At 50.3% G+C, this 18,505-nt stretch carries 14 protein-coding genes and 2 pseudogenes; 7 read left to right on the top strand and 9 right to left on the bottom strand.

Annotated elements, in window-relative coordinates:
- The first annotated feature begins 26 nt into the window (after nucleotides 1-26).
- The 3 genes from K0335_RS11705 to K0335_RS11695 all read left to right on the top strand — a co-directional run bounded on the left by K0335_RS11705 (nucleotide 27) and on the right by K0335_RS11695 (nucleotide 5,448).
- A complete protein-coding gene (locus tag K0335_RS11705; RefSeq protein ID WP_046077263.1) occupies nucleotides 27-1,862 on the top strand; it encodes an ATP-binding protein in 1,836 nt (611 codons plus the stop codon).
- A 1-nt stretch (nucleotide 1,863) separates the two neighbouring features.
- Nucleotides 1,864-4,170: a hypothetical protein gene (locus K0335_RS11700; protein WP_104920028.1), complete on the top strand. Its 2,307-nt coding sequence runs from the start codon at nucleotides 1,864-1,866 to the stop codon at nucleotides 4,168-4,170.
- A 222-nt stretch (nucleotides 4,171-4,392) separates the two neighbouring features.
- Complete coding sequence (locus tag K0335_RS11695; RefSeq protein ID WP_046077265.1) at nucleotides 4,393-5,448, top strand: YiiG family protein; 1,056 nt, start codon at nucleotides 4,393-4,395, stop codon at nucleotides 5,446-5,448.
- Between the two features lie 574 nt (nucleotides 5,449-6,022).
- On the opposite strand, the pseudogene K0335_RS11690 reads toward K0335_RS11695, so the two are convergent.
- From K0335_RS11690 to rhaB, 8 genes and pseudogenes are all read right to left on the bottom strand, one after another.
- A pseudogene (locus K0335_RS11690) lies at nucleotides 6,023-6,745 on the bottom strand (peptidase); the annotation flags it as partial.
- Nucleotides 6,746-6,761: 16 nt separating this feature from the next.
- Nucleotides 6,762-7,811, bottom strand: a pseudogene (locus K0335_RS11685) (fructose PTS transporter subunit IIB); the annotation flags it as partial.
- A 10-nt stretch (nucleotides 7,812-7,821) separates the two neighbouring features.
- Nucleotides 7,822-8,268: a PTS fructose transporter subunit IIA gene (locus K0335_RS11680; protein WP_046077269.1), complete on the bottom strand. Its 447-nt coding sequence runs from the start codon at nucleotides 8,266-8,268 to the stop codon at nucleotides 7,822-7,824.
- Between the two features lie 301 nt (nucleotides 8,269-8,569).
- Nucleotides 8,570-8,884, bottom strand: a complete 315-nt coding sequence (gene rhaM / locus K0335_RS11675; protein ID WP_046077270.1) for an L-rhamnose mutarotase — start codon at nucleotides 8,882-8,884, stop codon at nucleotides 8,570-8,572.
- Nucleotides 8,881-10,029 carry a lactaldehyde reductase gene (fucO, locus tag K0335_RS11670; RefSeq protein WP_104920030.1) on the bottom strand — a complete coding sequence of 383 codons (1,149 nt, stop codon included), beginning with the start codon at nucleotides 10,027-10,029 and terminating at the stop codon, nucleotides 8,881-8,883. The genes rhaM and fucO overlap by 4 nt, the downstream gene beginning before the upstream one ends.
- A 71-nt stretch (nucleotides 10,030-10,100) precedes the next feature.
- A complete protein-coding gene (rhaD, locus tag K0335_RS11665) occupies nucleotides 10,101-10,925 on the bottom strand; it encodes a rhamnulose-1-phosphate aldolase (RefSeq protein WP_001179731.1) in 825 nt (274 codons plus the stop codon).
- Between the two features lie 82 nt (nucleotides 10,926-11,007).
- On the bottom strand, nucleotides 11,008-12,267 hold the full coding sequence (gene rhaA, locus K0335_RS11660; RefSeq protein ID WP_104920031.1) for an L-rhamnose isomerase: 1,260 nt from the start codon (nucleotides 12,265-12,267) through the stop codon (nucleotides 11,008-11,010).
- Nucleotides 12,264-13,733 (bottom strand): rhamnulokinase, encoded by a 1,470-nt coding sequence (rhaB, locus tag K0335_RS11655; RefSeq protein ID WP_104920032.1) that lies wholly within the window; start codon nucleotides 13,731-13,733, stop codon nucleotides 12,264-12,266. Before rhaB ends, rhaA begins: the two co-directional genes overlap by 4 nt.
- A gap of 288 nt (nucleotides 13,734-14,021) precedes the next feature.
- Between rhaB and rhaS the strand changes: the two genes are divergently transcribed.
- The gene (rhaS, locus tag K0335_RS11650) at nucleotides 14,022-14,858 is read left to right on the top strand and encodes an HTH-type transcriptional activator RhaS (protein WP_000163649.1); all 837 of its coding nucleotides are present in this window, start codon (nucleotides 14,022-14,024) and stop codon (nucleotides 14,856-14,858) included.
- A gap of 71 nt (nucleotides 14,859-14,929) precedes the next feature.
- On the top strand, nucleotides 14,930-15,778 hold the full coding sequence (rhaR, locus tag K0335_RS11645) for an HTH-type transcriptional activator RhaR (protein ID WP_000235336.1): 849 nt from the start codon (nucleotides 14,930-14,932) through the stop codon (nucleotides 15,776-15,778).
- Here rhaR and rhaT read toward each other — a convergent pair.
- Nucleotides 15,775-16,809: an L-rhamnose/proton symporter RhaT gene (rhaT, locus tag K0335_RS11640; protein ID WP_000063544.1), complete on the bottom strand. Its 1,035-nt coding sequence runs from the start codon at nucleotides 16,807-16,809 to the stop codon at nucleotides 15,775-15,777. The genes rhaR and rhaT overlap by 4 nt on opposite strands.
- A 286-nt stretch (nucleotides 16,810-17,095) precedes the next feature.
- On the opposite strand from rhaT, the gene sodA reads away from it, so the two are divergent.
- Nucleotides 17,096-17,716: a superoxide dismutase [Mn] gene (gene sodA / locus K0335_RS11635; RefSeq protein ID WP_000122640.1), complete on the top strand. Its 621-nt coding sequence runs from the start codon at nucleotides 17,096-17,098 to the stop codon at nucleotides 17,714-17,716.
- A gap of 69 nt (nucleotides 17,717-17,785) precedes the next feature.
- Nucleotides 17,786-18,460, top strand: coding sequence for a 6-hydroxyaminopurine reductase (yiiM, locus tag K0335_RS11630; protein WP_104920033.1), 675 nt, complete (start codon nucleotides 17,786-17,788; stop codon nucleotides 18,458-18,460).
- The last annotated feature ends 45 nt before the right edge of the window (nucleotides 18,461-18,505 follow it).

Here is an 18,505-nt window from a genome sequence, read left to right as displayed (position 1 = left end):
AGGTGATGGATTATGAGTATTGAAAAATGAGTACATTACAGTTACCTGGCAGTTCATATTCTACAGAAGTTAATTTAAACGGCTTAATTGAGGTGCTCAGTAAGCATCTTTACTCCACTCCCGTGGTTGCCGTGCGCGAGCTGGTGCAGAACGGCCATGATGCGATCGTGCGCCGCAGGATTGAGCAGCCCGATGCGCCAAAGGATAACCAAATTCGTGTAGTGGCAGACGTGGCGAAGTCCACTATCATCATTAGCGATACTGGCGCTGGCCTCACTGAAAGTGAAATTCATGGCTTTCTTGCCACGGTTGGCGTCGGTTATACCCGAATGTTGCGCCAGCAGGATGACAACACCGGTTTAATTGGTATGTTCGGCCTCGGTTTTTTGTCGGCCTTTGTGTTGGCGAAAGAGGTCACGGTGTTGACCACATCCTGGCAAACGCCGGATCAGAGCTGGAAATACCACTCTACCGACGGGCAAAAATACACCGTTACGCCGCATCAGTCTTCGGCGCCGGGAACGCAGGTGATTCTGACGCTCAAAGAAGAGTACAGCCATCTGGCGAGTAATAATCTGCTGAACCGCGTTCTTTCCCGCTACTGCATATTGCTGCACGAACCAGTCTATGTCGGTGATGCCAGCGAGCCGGTGAATAAACTGCAACCACCGTGGCGTGAAGTTGCCCCCGAAGGCGTAACCATGCACCGCGCGCTGGTACAGCGTAAAAATCTCGCCTTTGCCGCACAGTTTGAATCCTCCTTCGAACCGATTTGCACCATTCCGGTGGTGCCCGTGGGGATGAGCGACGCGGTTGGGATTTTATGGATTCAGGATGGCGCAACCTACGGCACCAGCGATAACCGCAACCTGTCGCTGTTTTTGCGCGGTATGTTACTGGATGATGAAGCGCGTGAGTTGTTACCTCCCTGGGCCGGATTTATGGGCGGCGTGATTGAGTCATCGAAACTAACGCCGACGGCGAGCCGGGAAGATCTCCAGCGGGATGAAACCTGGGTTGCGGTACAGGAGGCGCTAAAAGAGGCGCTGATTTCAGGTTTGTCCGATCTCGCGCAAAACCAGCCAGAAATCTGGCGGCGTGTATTAATGCGCCACAACGAAGCGTTGCTGGGTGCGGCCTTGTGTGATGATCGTCTGTTTGATTTACTCAAAGACCGCCTGCAGGTGCCAACGTCAAAAGGTGCGCTGCTGGCGAAGGATTTACGCGTTAATAACAGCATTCATATTCTGTTAAGCCGCGACGGCGGTTTTGAAGAGATGTTGTTCCACATTCTGCAACGGCCCGTTGCCCGTGGCGATCGCTATGCCGTCGTGCCATTTTTACGTCGCTGGGCGCTGTTATATCACTGCCGGATTATCGAAGTCGGTACGCAAACGGGCAATGAGCAGTTGTTCAGCCTGGCAGAATTACCCGAAGAGCAGGTGGCTTATCTGGAAGAGCATCTCTGCGATGGCGAGCAATTAATTATCTCCCGCTTCGAACCCGCCGTTTTACCGTTAGTGGTCACGCCAGACCGCGAAGCAGAATTAAAACAAATTCTCGAACAGGATGACGCAGATAAACGCATCAGCACTGCAGCGTTAATGCTGGCGCGGCAATTTACTTCACAAATCCAAAAAACGAAAACCTCAAGTTTATACATCAACCTTAATAACCCTTGCATCATGCAACTGGTGACGGCATTACAACACCAGCAACAGCCCGCAGCGGCATTACGCTTATTAAAATCGCTGAAAGTGATTTTGTGCTCCAGCGGTAATAAAGAACAGCAGTGGGATTTACACCAGGCACTGGAAGATTTTACTCAGGTTATTCCTGTCTTAATTAATCAAGGAAAATAAAATGGATACATGGGAGTGGTACAACAAATATAGTCAAGAGTTGCGTGATGCCGGGCAAGAATATATTCCGCAGCTTATTGATGATTTTTCAGAAAGTGTTTTGCACCTACAAATAGAAAAATGCGATTCGCTATTGCCGGAAATGAAAGCACTGAATCAAGTCGCCAAAAATCCGTGGCTGAAAATATTTATTGGTCACTGGGAAATGCGTCATCGCCTGACTAACTATGAAGAAGGTGAAAAGGTGCTGCCAGACGTGGTAGCGCTGTTTGAAAAAGCGCATCGGGAAGAGGCGAAAGATTGCCCGCAATCTATCTGCGTTACCCAGGATTTATCAGCCTGCTACGAAAATATTGACGCACCAGGCTGGGCGAATGAACGCATGGCAGTATGTGAGGAAACCATCGCGCGCATTGATCCGACCTGGAGCTGTTTTATGTGTTTATCCTGCGAATATGCCAGTGCAATGGTGGATTCCAACAAAACAGAAGAGGCGTTGGTTTATATCGACAGGCAAATCGAGGCGGTGAAAGCATCGGGGAGTGAATATTTAGAAGCGCTGCTGGCAACACGCGCCGATATTTTGGTTGCCCTTCAGCGCTACGATGAGGCTCGTGAAGTGATTGATGAACTGGCAAAAGAGAACGATTACTGGGGCCGTGACCGCATCAGTTATCACCTCAAAAAACTGTACATCATGGCGTTATGTGGGCAGGACGAAGAGGTCTGGGAGGAACTGCCTCGTTGGACAGATCTGACCCCCTATTCGTGGGGTATGTGGGTGAAGATTATTACCGTACTGCTTCCTCGCCATCCGCAGAGAAATCACTGGCAGCTGGCACGCATCATCCAAAAAATGCTGGAGCAACGTTCGCAGGCCGGGGCGCACCGCAAAGTGGTGAATCTGGCAAAACTGCAAATCACTCTGGCGCTGGAGCGCGAATCCGTCTGGGTGGCCAAAATGGCGATGAAACTGGCCCAGCAGCACATGCCAAAATTACGCGCATTACTGGGCGTTGATCGCGAGTTTCTCGAACTTAGCGAAAAAATTGCCGCCAAAGAAGCGGAGTTGCTTGCTCGTCCGGTTGTAGAAGTACCTGAAAACAGCGATGAAGAAACACAGCCAGATCCCGAAAAAGACGTCGAGATATTCCGTCGCGCTTATCTGAACACGCCAGATGATGCGGAATTGCTGGGTAAACTGGTCAATGCGTTAAACGCCTGCAATGCGCTTAATGAGTCGATTGAACTTCTGCAACGCCATGTTGAAAGCCATCTTCAGGAAGATAACGGCCTGTGCTTTGATCTACTGGATCTCTTGCTTAACCGTGGCGATCAGCAGGCGATCGAGCACCTGGCGAAGCTGTATGAACAGGCGGGTCTGCTACATATGGCGCTGTGGTTCCGTGCGCGGGTGATTAACCAGCAGGAAGACTGGGTTGCACTGGAGGCAATTGGGCAACAGTTGCTGCAAAACGAAAAAGGGCGCGAGTGGGTTGGCGTTTATCACATGTGCGGCTGGGCGGCACAAAAACAGGAAGCCTGGGAGCGGAAGCTGGATTATTTACAGCAATTGCAGCAGCTTATGATTAGTCGTGAAGACGATATTCGCAATCTCCAGTGGGATATCATGGCGACCGCCAGCATCCTGCAACAATGGGATCTGGTTCGTGCTATTGCCGCTGAACTGGAAATCGAGTTCACGGAAGGCGAAGGTTTTATTGACGAAAAATGGGGGCTGTTAAACATCCGCTTCCGGGAAAATTATGAATACCGCTATTACTATGCTCAACGTATTGGGCCAGTAACAGCAAGGATCATTGAGCCGACTTACCGCACCGATTATCCGCAACATGTTGATGAGGTTGTGGTATTCGATGCAGAAATGTTGAACACCCGCCCCGAAGACGAAGAAGAGCAGAAGAATTTCACGCCACTTTATGGGTGCCTGAAAACCATTATCCCGACCGAGTACGGCGAGTCCTGGTTCTGCGAAGGCGTTATGCCTGGTGAAGAAGAGTTTAATACTTTCCGTGAGGCGCTCCGTGAACGAAACTGGTACTACTGGAGCAACAGTAATGACGACTATACGTTAACGGACAGTCATCAGGGTGAAGATGCGCAGCCACTTCCCGCATTCTATTTTGTTATCAGTGCGCCACGTTCAGTTTCTAAAGGTGATATCGATAAGACCTTGCACGAATTGACCGCTGACTGGGAACATCCGTTGTGCTGGTGGCGTCTTGCCAAAGAAGCCGGGGCGAATGAAGAGAAACATGCTGCTATTGCTGAGCGTTATGGAATGTAGTGTATTTATAAAAGCGCTTAATTATCCATTGTGAGGGAAAACATTTAACGTGTTAAATCGCTGGACGAAGATAAAAATTCATCCAGCGATGAACAAAATTAATTTAATAATATTATTTATTCAATAAATATAATCGCTATTTATATCACTGAATTGTTTATGGTGATAATGGCGTTTTATCTTTAAAATAACCGCTCTATTAATTATTTCTAAGGCAAATAAATGAAAAGGAATTTGTTATCTTCAGCTATCGTTGTCGCCATCATGGCTCTTGGTCTTTCCGGATGCGATGATAAAAAAGCCGAAACAGAAACCCCACCTCCCGCTAAAAGCCAACCCGCCGCCCCCGCGCCTGATGCCAAATCTGATGCCGTGCCTGCCGTAAAAGTCGAGGCTAAAGTGGAAATGCCTGCGCAACCGGTGGTGGATGTAGAAGCGGTCTACAGTGAAAAAATGAATGTCTATATCAAATGCTTTAATGATTTACAGATCCCCGTTCAGCGGAGTCTGGCGCGTTACGCTGACTGGCTGAAAGATTTCAAACAGGGTCCGACAGGGAAAGAGAGCATTGTTTACGGCATTTATGGCATTCAGGAACTGAACATTGCTGGCTGTGAAAAAGGGATGAAACGTGTTGCGGCATTAACACCGGCGCTGGAGCCGATTGATGGCATTGCTACGAATTATATTACTGCCGCTGTCGCGCTGGGTAATACCATTAATGAAATGGATAAATATTATACCCAGGAAAATTATAAAGACGATGCGTTTGTGAAAGGAAAAGCGCTACACCAGACACTGTTAAAGAATATTGAAACCTTCCAGCCGGTTGCTGAATTTTACCGTGAAGCGATTGAAGAAAGTAATGACCGACGTCAGCTTGCCCAACTGAAAAACATCGAACAAAGAGAAGGTAAAACATTTAACTACTATTCTCTGGCCGTCATGACTTCAGCAAAACAGATTAACCGTACAATTTCGCAAGATAAATTTGATACTGATACCGTAATGAAGAAAGTTGTAGATCTGGAAACGTTGGTGTCTCAGGCTAAAGAAGCGGATAAAGGCGGTATGGAATTCTCCTTTATTAATTCAGCGGGTGAGTTCCAACTGGCAGCTAAAAAATATGTTCGCCGCGTCAGAGATAACGTCCCGTACTCTGATAGCGATAAAGATCTGCTTCAGGACCCAGCATCAGGTTGGATGGTGGAGGACTCTTATCCGGCAGCATTGAACCAATACAATGAATTGGTGAGTGATTATAATAACCTGCGTTAAGTGTTTTTGATGTTGGTTTTTGGGATTGTGTTGGTTAAGCCGCGTATGCGGCTTAACCTGAATGACCTTACAAGTCAATACGGCAAACCACATCTCCAAAATTATTTTTATTTCGTTCTAGCAACCTTCCATTACCCAAATGCTCTGATGCAATGTTATCACTGAATGAATTTGGCATTATTTCACTGGTCCATACAGGTGTACGAATATCCCCCCAAATAACCATTGTACTCCCCCACTCACCGAACAAATTACCAATCATTCTCTCTCCGTCCCTTCCAGGCTCAGTAGCAGAAGTTAAATCCTTAATAAGAGGCAACGAACCGTCGCCATTACATGTTGTTTTAGCGTCTTCCCAATTCTGCGTAACCTTTTTATTAACGAACCATCTGTTGAGGGTAAAGGTGTAGGTATATATATAATTCTCTGTGTGAGCCTCAATTGTAACCTCCCTGGTCGCTGTAGTGGGTTGTCCGGTAAAAGTCACCTGACCACCAAATGCCACCTTCTCTACCCTCACCCAGCTACATAAACGATCACCATTATTACAGAATGTCAGAAATGAGGTAGGCCTGGGACTGTTATCAATCTTCAGGTCAAACATAACCTCGGAGACAGCGGTATCCAGCACGATCACCACATCCGGTTTAATGTGTTCAGCCGAGGTTTGTGCCCCGCGTAGCCCAACTTCTTCTTCCACACTGCCAACGCCATACAGCGTAATTTCGGGGTTATTTACTGTCTGTAGTAGCTCGGCCATCATTGCGCAGCCGATGCGGTTATCCAACGCCTTGCCGACCACTTTATCTTCGCCCCAGCAGGCAAAATTGGCTTCCGGGCTAATAAAATCGCCAATTTCCACGCCACGTTTTTCCGCTTCTTCGCGACTGTTTGCGCCAATATCAATGAACATCTCATCAAATGACAGCGGTTGTTGCTTTTGCTTTTCGGTTAACGCATGAGGCGCGACGGAACCAATCACACCAGGGATTTTCACTCCCTTGTGTGTACGTATGGTTACCCGGTGGTTGAGCATCGACTGATTCCACCAGCCGCCAATGGTGGTAAAACGCAGAAAACCGCTCTTGTCGATGTGGGTGACCATAAAGCCGACTTCATCCATATGCCCGACAACGGCAACTTTCGGCCCTTTATTCCCCTTACGGGCAACAAAGCTGCCCAGACCATCAAAGGTGATTTCATTCACGCAGGGTTCCAGCGTGTTTATCAGAATGTCGCGAACTTCTTGTTCATCGCCGCTGACTTCGCACAACTGTTGCAGTAACTCAATGTTCATGGACAAGCTCCTGTTGCGCGACAACGCCGACGATGGCGTACCAGTCGTAAATGTGTTTTTCCAGCAGTGAGAAGCAGAAGAACCAGGCGGTTTTGTTAATGGGGCCGCCCATATCGAACGCCAGCATCGCACCGACCAGAAACGCCGCCGCAAACTTCATTGACGGAGGAATGGTGTTCAGGAAGTGCAGCAGCCCGCCCATGAGGTCGGACATCACCGGTCCGATAACGTAGTAAGTCAGTACGCCAAAAACCAGCAGAGTAACGAACGGGATAAGCATGGAACCGAGCAGCGGTTGTAACGCTTTGCCGAGACGGACTTTACGGAACCAGAAGACGAAATAGCCAATCGCCAGCCCCAGCACCACCGCGCCGAGGAATCCCGCACCCGACTGGGTGCCGAGTAGGGCTTTGTCGTTTGCCAGATAACAAACCAGAAAAGCCGGAGCGAAAGCCGGTTTATCGGCAATCGACGAGGCAATATAAGCGCCCATGATGGGGATCATAAAGGTGAAGCCGAGATAACCGATGGATTCAACCACCCAGGTAAACGACGGCGCGCCTTTCGACATATCGGTATACGGCAAACCGAACTGCACCAGCATGTTGGCAAGCGCCACCAGGATACCACCACCGATGACAAACGGCAGCGCCGCAGAGACGCCCGCCATCAGGTGGCTCATCACGCTGCCACTTTGCCCTTCCTGTTTGCCGAGCTTCACGCCGCTATCTGCGGCAAAAAGCTGCGAGTTTGTCGGTAACTCACTGAAAATATGGTCGATATTTTTCAGCGCCTGGGAGATGGCAATCTCATAAACTTTTTTCCCGGCAAACCGTGCGCGATCGTCGCCGCTCAGGCCACGCCCGGTAGCGAGAATGACATAATCGGCAGCGGCAATCTCTTCGCAGGATAAGCGGTTTTCAACGCCGCTTGACCCTTGAGTTTCCACTTTAATGGTATGGCCGAGAGAACGGGCTTTCTGTTCCAGGGCTTCCGCCACCATGTAGGTGTGAGCGATCCCGGCGGGGCAGTTGGTGATCGCGACAATACGTAAGGATGACTCCATAGCCACTTCCTTATGAGCTGAGGGTTTGATTTAACAAAGCAAGCACCTGGTCGGCGTCGCCCTGTCGCAGTTGGTTGATAAAATCCTGGTGGATAATTTTGCGACACAGTGTGCCGATGATTTTGACCTGATCCTCTTCGCCACTTTGCGGTACGCCGAGGCAGATCCAGCAATTGACGTCTTCGCCATCGCTGGCTTTCCAGTCAATGGCCTGCGCTTTGCGGGCGAATAACACGAACGGTTGTTTAACGCAGACGCTTTTACCGTGCGGCACGGCGACACCAGAACCAAAACCGGTGGAGTGCATTTTTTCGCGCAGCAGCAGGGTTTGCAGGAACTGGTGTGAGTCGGTGATAAAACCGTTTTGTAACGCCATTGTCGCCAACTGCTTCAGAATGGAATAAGTGTCATTGCCCTGAATATTCAGGTCAATACAGCTTGCAGTAAGAGCAGCCATTAATCGAACTCCATAAAATATATTTTAATCAATTGTAATGGTGGAGCGATTAAGTGATGAGAGGCGATATGTCGGTAAACAATGACAATTTGAGACAGAGTGTAAGGTCAAATTTGCGGAGTAATGCACATAATGGTTATTTAAATAAACCACATGAATTATTAATGGGTTATTCATTATTTTTTATGATTTACTCACAATGTATCAGGGAAATATAACTTACCGGGAGATGTAATATGTTTAATTTTTCAAATCGAAATTAAAAATATTGTGCCGAAGGCGTCTCCGGCACATTAGGCAATTACGGCAGATAAAACACTTCTTGCAGTTCGCTACTCACCGGGCTGTTATTCGGGTTAGCGGGCATGACGTCGGTCATGTATTTCCACCAACGTTGGCAAACATCAGTACTGGCAACCGCATTCCAGCGCTCTTCAGATTCAATTTCTACTGTGGCAAACAGCAGATTACGCGCTTTGTCGAGGTAGATGGCGTAGTTATGCGCGCCGTGAGATTTCAACACTGCTTCCAGTTCTGGCCAGATAGGATTATGCCGATGCTGATACTCTTCGTGAGCATCGGGGTTAACCTGCATCACAAATGCCTTACGGATCATAATGCCTCCAGATACAGCTCGCGCACCTCGTTGCGGCTGGCGGTACGCGGGTTACATGGCGCGCACGGGTCAGCCAGGGCTTTATCTAACCAGCCTTCAATATCTTCTTTGGTGATGCCAAGTTGGCTGAATCCTGCCGGAATACCCACGCGATGGCTTAATGTGCGGATAGCATTAATTACTTCAATACTTGCCGCTTCTTCACTCATATCACGCGTATCGACACCCATCGCCTGAGCAATGCGAGCAAAGCGTGCAATGGCATTCGGGCGGTTAAAGTTTTCAATAACTGGCAACAAGATAGCATTGCACACACCATGCGGCAGGTTGTGGGTAGCGCCAGGTTGATGCGCCAGTGCGTGAACAAGGCCCAGACCCGCACTGTTAAATGCCATACCTGCCAGGTACTGGGCGAATGCCATTTGTTCACGGGCTTCCAGATTATGACCATTATCTACCGCTTTTGGCAGCCACAGCGTAATCAAACGGATAGCTTCCAGTGCGTTAGCGTCGGTTAATGGATGTGCACCAACAGAAACATAGGCTTCAACTGCGTGAGTCAGTGCATCCATACCCGTGGCGGCGGTAACAGAGGTCGGGATCTCCAGCATTACACTGGCATCATCCACCGCAATATCTGGAATGATATTCGGGTCAATAATGACCTCTTTTACCTGCCGCGCGGTGTCGATGATCACTGCATTGCTGGTCATCTCAGCAGCTGTTCCGGCAGTCGTATTGATTGCCACCAGCGGTACGCCGGGGTTTGTCACTTTACCCACACCAGAGTACGCCGTAGAAGGCGCGGGATTAGCGGTAAGGATTTTTACGGCTTTTGCAGTATCAATTGGGCTACCGCCACCGAAAGCAATAATGTAGTCACATGCGGCATCCTGAAATGCAGCGTAGCCTTTTTGCACCAGTTCTTCGGTGGGGTTAGGAAATACCTCATCAAATAAGTGATAAGACATTTCGTGTTGATCCAGTGCGGCAAACAGGCTGTCCAGTAATCCCAACTTAACCAGTTGCCCATCGGTAACGATCAGTGCTTTTCCCCACTGTTTATTTGCAACCAGATTTACCATATCGCCAATTGCCCCAGCACCATGCAGGCTAATTTTCGGTAATGCCAACATAAAACTCATAAGGACTCTCCTTAAGTTCAAATCCATCTGTCCGGCGACGTTTCCCACACCGCCGGATATCTGTCGGGATATTAAAGTGCCAGCGCACTGGCCAGTGGCGTAACGCCAAAACGCTCACCGAGTGCAATCAGCTCTTCGCGGGTAATGGTCTGCTTCATACCGCCCATCGAGTAAATTTTGACTAACACCTCCGCTGATTTCTCTGCGGTATCTATCAAACCAAAGGCTTCATCCAGCGTCGGTCCGGAACCGAACACACCGTGGAAGGGCCACAACACCAGTGAATGTTTTTGCATTTCCTGTGCGGTCGCCTGGCCGATTTCGTCCGTGCCGGGCACCATCCACGGCAAAATGCCGACGCCATCCGGGAACACTACCAGACACTCGGTGCTGCCTTCCCACAGTTGGCGGGTGAAGACCGCGGTGTCGTTTTCCAGCACATAGGTGAGGGCGATCAGGTTGGTGGCATGGCAGTGCATGATCACCCGATCTTTACCGTTGGTGGCTTTGATGCGTTCGCAGTGGGAAAGGAAGTGAGCGGGAAGTTCAGAGGTTGGAACGGCTTCGTGAGTTAGCCCCCAGAGAATGTGGTAGCCCGCGCCGTCGCTGTCGACTTTTACGACGCCTAAGTTAGCCGCAGGATCAAGCTGGACGTTGCGGAAGAATTTGCCGGAGCCGGTGACAATAAACGGTGTATTTGCCAGTAAAGGCATGGGCTGGCTGAGCGGGATATAGCGCGGTTGTGCATGAAAGTTGTCGTGATACGGTGCGATATCGGCGTCATCCAGGCGCAGCGTCAGATTGCCGCCGTTGCGCTCGTCCCAGCCTTTCAGCCAGGCGTCGGTGGTGGCTTTGATCATTCCCTGGACAAACCAGGACTGGGTAATGTTTTGCATGTTCTGTGTTCCTGTAAATTCGGTGTTGTCGGATGCACGACCCGTAGGCCGGATAAGGCGCTCGCGCCGCATCCGGCAGTGTTTACCCACGCTGGCTCAAAATCGCTTTCTCATAAGCCCGCACGCTTTCCAGCCATTCGCTACCCACTGGGGTATCGTGACGTTGGCAATACATTTCCCAGACTGCCTGCCATGGCAATGATTTTTGTTCTTCCAGTAGCGCCAGACGCGCAGTGTAATCACCCGCTGCTTCCAGCTTGCGCAGTTCAGTGGTAGGTTCCAGCAACGCACGTAGCAGGGCTTTTTTCATATTGCGCGTACCAATAACCCACGCGGCAATGCGGTTGATAGAGGCATCAAAGAAATCCAGGCCGATATGTACCCGGTCGAACAGATCGTGACGAACAATCTCACTGGCAATCGCCTGAGTTTCATCATCCAGTAGCACTACGTGATCGCTGTCCCAGCGAACCGGACGGCTGACGTGCAGCAGCAACTGCGGCACATACAGCATGGCGGCGGAAATCTTGTCGGAAATCACTTCAGTTGGGTGGAAATGTCCGGCATCCAGGCACAGCGCCGTCTGGCGGCTGGTGGCATACCCCATGTAAAACTCATTGGAGCCAACCGTGTAGCTCTCCGCGCCAATACCAAACAATTTGCTCTCAACGGCGTCGATATGGTGCGCAGGATCCAGCTTCTCGCTGATCACTTCATCCAGTGCTGCCAGTAAACGCTGGCGCGGGGCGAGACGGTCAACGGTGATATCTTTCATGCCATCCGGGATCCAGATGTTCATCACCGACGGTGTGCCGAGTTGCTCGCCAAAATAGGCTGAAACACGGCGGCTGGCCTTGCAGTGATCAATCCAGAACTGGCGAATGCTGTCGTCGGCATGGGAAAGCGTAAAGCCATCGGCGCTTAGCGGATGCGAAAAACAGGAGGGGTTAAAATCCAGACCGAGCTGATTGGCTTTCGCCCATTCAACCCAGTTTTTGAAGTGCTCTGGTTTGATTTGGTCGCGCGCGACTGGCGTGTCTGATTCCAGATAGATGGCATGTAAATTCAGCCGTTTCGGCCCCGGAATCAGCCGCATAGCCTGTTCCAGATCGGCACGTAGCTCACTGGCATTACGCGCTTTGCCCGGATAATTACCTGTGGCCTGAATCCCCCCGGTCAGCGAACCTTCCGGGTTTTCAAAACCGGAAACATCATCGCCTTGCCAGCAGTGCATTGAAACGGGTAAACGATCAAGTTGGCGCAGCGCCTCCTCGACATCAATCCCCACCGCCGCGAAACGCTGTTTCGCCAGCTCCCAGGCCTGTTCCAGTTGAGTGGTCATGCGCAAAGCTCCTTTGTCTGTCGTGTAGAGTGAATCCGCGCCACATAGTGGGCAATTTCACTGTCAGGATTAGGGGTAAAGGTGGTCAGATTCGCGGTGGTGCTGACGACCTGACGGAAATCATCCACATTGTTGAGTTCATCCAGCGTCATTAACTGGATGCCGATATTGCCGAGCGTCGAGGCTTCAACAGGCCCGGCAATCACCCGAATACCGCAGGCATCGGCACATAACTGATTGAGTAGCGTGTTCTGGCAGCCGCCGCCGACAATATGCAGTTGCGAGAAATCTTCACCGCGCAGCTGCGCCAGCTCATGCAACACATCGGCATATAGCAGCGCCAGACTGTCGAAAATACAGCGCGCCAGATCAGCATCACTTTCCGGGATCGGTTGCGCCGTTTCCCGACACGCAGCCTGAATTTCGCTGCACATCTCGTCAGGATTAATAAAGCGATCGTCATTGGGATTGATGATAAAACGGCAGGCCGGGAGTGCCTGTGTCGCGGCGATAAGCGCCGGAAGATCGTTGATTTGCCGCTCCTGAAGCACTCGTTGAAGCAGCCAAAGCCCCATAATATTTTTCAGCACCCGATAGCGACCTTCCGCCCCACCTTCATTGGTGATGTTGGCTGCCAGCGCCGTGTCATTGGTGAATGGTGTCTGGCTTTCGAAGCCCATCAATGACCAGGTGCCAGAAGAGAGATACGCAGCGCGGGAACCGTTTAACGGCGAGGCGATAACCGCGCTGGCGGTATCATGGCTGGCAACGGCGACGACAGGAATTGCATTACCTTGCGGGCAAATCCAGTGACCAATGACATTACCCGGATGCGTCGGGCGACCAAACCAGGCTTTGTTGGCCCCGCTCCACGCCAGTAGCGTTTCGTCCCAGTCGTCGCTGTTGATATTGACCAGTTGTGTGGTTGTGGCGTTGGTGTATTCCCAGTTCATCTTGCCGGTCAGTCGATAACTGAAGTAATCCGGCATCAGCAGAGCGTGGGCAATGTGTGGAATAAGTTCAGGTTGTTGCTCCGTCAGCGCACGCAGTTGATAAAGCGTATTGAAAGGCAAAAACTGGATACCGCTACGTTGATAAATATCGCGTTTGCCGGGTTGCTGTTGTGCCAGCGCCATCAGACCATGGGTGCGGCTATCGCGATAAGCAACGGGCAGGCCCACGCGCTGCCCCCGTTGGTCAAGCAGCACAAAGTCCACGCCCCAGGTATCAATCCCAATGCTATCGATACGAATCCCTTCCTCGCACACCTTGTTTAATCCAAGGCGAATGGCACTTTCCAGGCTATCCACATCCCAGGTGACATAACCGTTCTGGCTATGCAGCCCATTGTTAAAACGATGAATTTCACGCAGCATCAGACTGCGGGATTCACGCTCGTAACGCGCCAGCATCACGCGCCCACTGGATGCGCCGAGATCGACGGCGACACAATTGCGAAAGGTCATAATGTGATCCTGCTGAATTTCATTACGCCCAGTCTAAAAAGCGCCTGAATTCGCTACCTTCTCGTTACTGACAGGAAAATGTGCCATTGGCAACATGGCAAAGGTAAGGGTGATACTTCTCACATTTTGCCGTTTTTAGCGGATGTGACGCTCGCCGCAATTCGCGAATTTTCCTGATATATCTTCAAAAATTGACCGGATTTACGCGCTTTTATGTCGAAAATTTAAGGTGGGGTTATCGGTGCTTGATTACCATTCAGGCAGAGATAGTCACATCAGGAAATCATTATGACGAAATTACATAGCGTTGATTTTTTCCCGGCACAAGAGGTATCAGTGGCGATCGAACCACGGTTACCGCAAGGTGCTTTTCCTGAACATCACCATGATTTTCATGAAATTGTGATTGTTGAACATGGCACCGGTATTCATGTGTTGAACGGGCAGCCCTATACCATCAGTGGCGGTATGGTCTGTTTTATTCGCGATAGTGACAGACATATGTACGAACACACCGATAATCTAAATCTGACAAATGTGCTATACCGTTCGCCAGATAAATTCCGCTTTCTGGCAGGGCTACATCAGTTATTGCCGCAGGAGTGCAATGGGCATTACCCCTCACACTGGCGTATTGATCAGCACACGTTACAACAGGTGCGTCAGTTGATTACCCGGCTGGAACAAGTCAGTGCCGGGCAGGATTTATCGACCGTGGCAAATCGCGAAATCTTATTTATGCAGCTGCTGGTGGCGCTACGCAAAAACAGTCTGCTGGAAGGTGATGAGAATACCGATGCACGCCTTAATCATTTGATTGCCTGGCTTGAAGATCACTTTGCAGAAGCGGTTAGTTGGGAAGCAATTGCTGATCGCTTTGCGCTTTCGTTACGCACGTTGCATCGCCAGCTTAAACAGCACACCGGACTGACCCCGCAACGCTATCTTAATCGTCTGCGTCTGGTGAAGGCCCGGCATTTGCTGCGCCACAGTGATGACAGCGTTACCCACATCGCCTTTAGTTGCGGATTTGCTGACAGTAATCACTTTTCGACGCTGTTTCGCCGAGAGTTTGGCTGGTCACCGCGTGAGATTCGCCAGGGGCGCGACGCTTCTCTGCAGTAACGCGAATAGAATCAACGTATTTCGCCACCTGATTGCGAATAATGCACAAGGAACCAGACCAGGGAGAAACGGTGGCGACTCAATTAACTTTGCTGAAAAAAGACTTTTTTGCTGATGACGAACAAGCTGTTGCTGTGGCTGATCGCTATCCGCAGGATGTTTTTGCAGAACATACTCATGAATTTTGTGAACTGGTGCTGGTATGGCGCGGAAACGGCTTGCATGTGCTGAATGGTCGGCCTTACCGCATTACCCGTGGTGATTTGTTTTATATTCATGCTGATGATCGCCACTCCTATACTTCCGTCAACGACCTGGTTTTACAAAACATCATCTACTGCCCGGAGCGGCTAACACTAAATCTCGACTGGCAAAGCGCTATTCCGGGCTTTTCTGGTACGAAACATTGCCCTCACTGGCGGCTGGGAAGCCTTGGCATGGGGCAGGCGCGACAGGTTATCAGCCAACTGGAACATGAGAGCACGCACCGCGACGCACACGCCAACAACATGGCGGAACTGCTTTTTGGGCAACTGGTGATGACCCTGCAACGATATCGTTATGCCAGCGACAATCTGCCAATCAGCGCCCATGAAACGTTGCTGGATAAATTGATAACCGTGCTGGCAGCAAGCCTTGAACGTCCTTTTGTGCTGGAGAGGTTTTGTCAGCAAGAATCATGCAGCGAGCGGGTACTCAGACAACAATTTCGCCAGCAGACGGGGATGACAATTAACCAGTATTTACGACAGGTACGGATTTGCCATGCTCAGTATCTTTTGCAACATAGTCGGTTACTGATTGGTGAGATTGCAATGCAGTGTGGGTTTGAAGACAGTAACTACTTTTCAGTGGTATTTACTCGCGAAACCGGGATGACGCCCAGCCAGTGGCGTCATCTCAGTGCGCAAAAAGTTTAGCTCGCCATCCCCATACCCACGATATTGGCGGCGATGATAATCACCACGCAACCGAGGCTCAGTACGCTAATCGGGCGACGTCCGGCATCTTTCCACTCTTTCAATACCAGACCCACAATTCCACCGCACAGCACGTAGAAACTCATATGCAGCATCCAACTGATATAGTCATATTGTGCCGGAATGCGCGCGTGTCCCCAGGCATAGAAAAAGAATTGCAGATACCACATCAAACCGCCAAGCGCCGATAGCAATACGTTTTGAATGATGAGCGGTTTTGCCAGCGAAAAGTCGGCTTTTAGCGACAAATCTTTCACTTTCGCCAGACGAATAAAACAGAAACCGAGGTTGATAATTGCGCCACCGCCCATGATGACAACATAGCTTGGCAGAGCGACATACAGTGGATCGACGCCTAGTGCGGCAGCGGCTTCATGCATCGGTTTTGCGGCGTTCATCGCAAAGGACATCCCGGCAGAGAAAATGCCGCACATCACCGCCAGTACCAGCCCTTTTTTCAGGTTGAACTCTTCGGCTTTAATGCCCATTTTGCGCTCTTTCAACTGCCCGGCGCGAGTCACAATTCCTACGCCAATCAGCGCCACCAGAACGCCGAGCAATGTCATGCGTCCGCCTTCGGTATTGATCAAAACATCGAAATTGCCGTTGATAATTGGCGTCATCAGCGTACCAACAATCAACGTGATACCAATGGCAATACCAATCCCCATCGACATGCCGAGATAGCGCATGGTTAGGCCGTAATTGATATTGCCAATCCCCCACATTGCGCCGAACAGAAAGACAGGCAGCAGGGTTGAGAGGCTAAACGAGCTGTAATACGCCCAGAAATCAGGTAGTAACAGGGCGCTGATCAGCCACGGCAGGATAATCCATGAAACCACACCACCTACCGACCACATGGTTTCCCATGACCACTTTTTTACTTGTTTGAACGGGGCGTAAAAACAGGCTGCGCTGGCCGCACCAATCAAATGCCACAATATCCCCATCGTAATCGCGTTGCTCATTTTGAAATCCTCATCATTTTTATCGTCGTGTCACCCTTCCGACGTGATGAGTGTAAAAATCGCGCATACCTTTAACCTTTCGCCTGTTGCCGCTGATGATGATTTGCTGGCAATCAGCGCATTAAGTGGGTGATTTGGCTCACATCTCAGGCATTTTCCTGCAAAACCATATCCTTACGAAAAGTACGGCATTGATAATCATTTTCAATACCATTTAATTAACTATAATGAACCAACTGCTTACGCGGCGTTAACAATCGACCGCCCGACACAACTGGAGAAGAATATGAGCTATACCCTGCCATCCCTGCCGTATGCTTACGATGCCCTGGAACCGCATTTCGATAAGCAGACCATGGAAATCCACCACACCAAACACCATCAGACCTACGTCAACAACGCCAATGCGGCGCTGGAAAGCCTGCCAGAATTTGCCAACCTGCCGGTTGAAGAGCTGATCACCAAACTGGACCAGCTGCCAGCAGACAAAAAAACCGTGCTGCGCAACAACGCTGGCGGTCACGCTAACCACAGCCTGTTCTGGAAAGGTCTGAAAAAAGGCACCACTCTGCAGGGCGACCTGAAAGCGGCTATCGAACGTGATTTCGGTTCCGTAGATAACTTCAAAGCAGAATTTGAAAAAGCGGCAGCTTCCCGCTTTGGTTCCGGCTGGGCATGGCTGGTGCTGAAAGGCGATAAGCTGGCGGTGGTTTCTACTGCTAACCAGGACTCCCCGCTGATGGGCGAAGCTATTTCTGGCGCTTCCGGCTTCCCGATCCTGGGCCTGGATGTGTGGGAACACGCTTACTACCTGAAATTCCAGAACCGCCGCCCGGACTACATCAAAGAATTCTGGAACGTGGTGAACTGGGACGAAGCTGCGACGCGTTTCGCTGCTAAAAAATAAGGTTGCATAAACGCCTGTGAGAAGCGAGTCTGATGGCTCGCTTTTTTGTATCTGCGAAGGAGAAAACAGATGCATTATCCGGTTGATGTGTACACAGGCAAGATTCAGGCTTATCCCGAAGGCAAACCCAGCGCAATTGCCAAAATCCAGGTTGATGGCGAATTGATGCTTACAGAGCTGGGGCTGGAAGGTGACGAGCAGGCAGAGAAAATCGTTCACGGTGGGCCAGACAGGGCGCTGTGTCATTATCCTCGCGAGCATTATCTCTACTGGGCGCGGGAATTTCCTGAACAGGCAGATTTGTTTGTTGCGCCTGCGTTTGGTGAAAACCTCTCAACCGACGGTCTGACGGAAAGCAATGTTTATATTGGCGATATTTTCCGCTGGGGAGAGGCATTAATTCAGGTCAGCCAGCCGCGTTCGCCTTGCTATAAACTCAATTACCATTTTGATATCAGTGACATAGCACAGTTGATGCAAAATACGGGTAAAGTGGGCTGGTTGTATAGTGTGATTGCACCGGGGAAAGTGTCTGCGGACGCGCCGCTGGAGTTGGTTTCCCGTGTCAGCGATGTGACCGTGCAGGAGGCTGCTGCTATCGCATGGCATATGCCGTTTGATGACGAGCAGTATCACCGTTTACTCTCCGCTGCCGGGTTATCGAAAAGCTGGACGCGGACGATGCAGAAGCGCCGACTGAGCGGCAAAATCGAAGATTTTTCACGGCGGTTGTGGGGAAAATAAGACATGATGCCGGATGCGGCGTAAACGCCTTATCCGGCTACAAAA

This window comes from Escherichia sp. GZ89, from assembly GCF_019366485.1.
Classification (GTDB): Bacteria; Pseudomonadota; Gammaproteobacteria; order Enterobacterales; family Enterobacteriaceae; genus Escherichia; species Escherichia fergusonii.
This window is presented reverse-complemented; position numbering and strand designations above follow the sequence as displayed.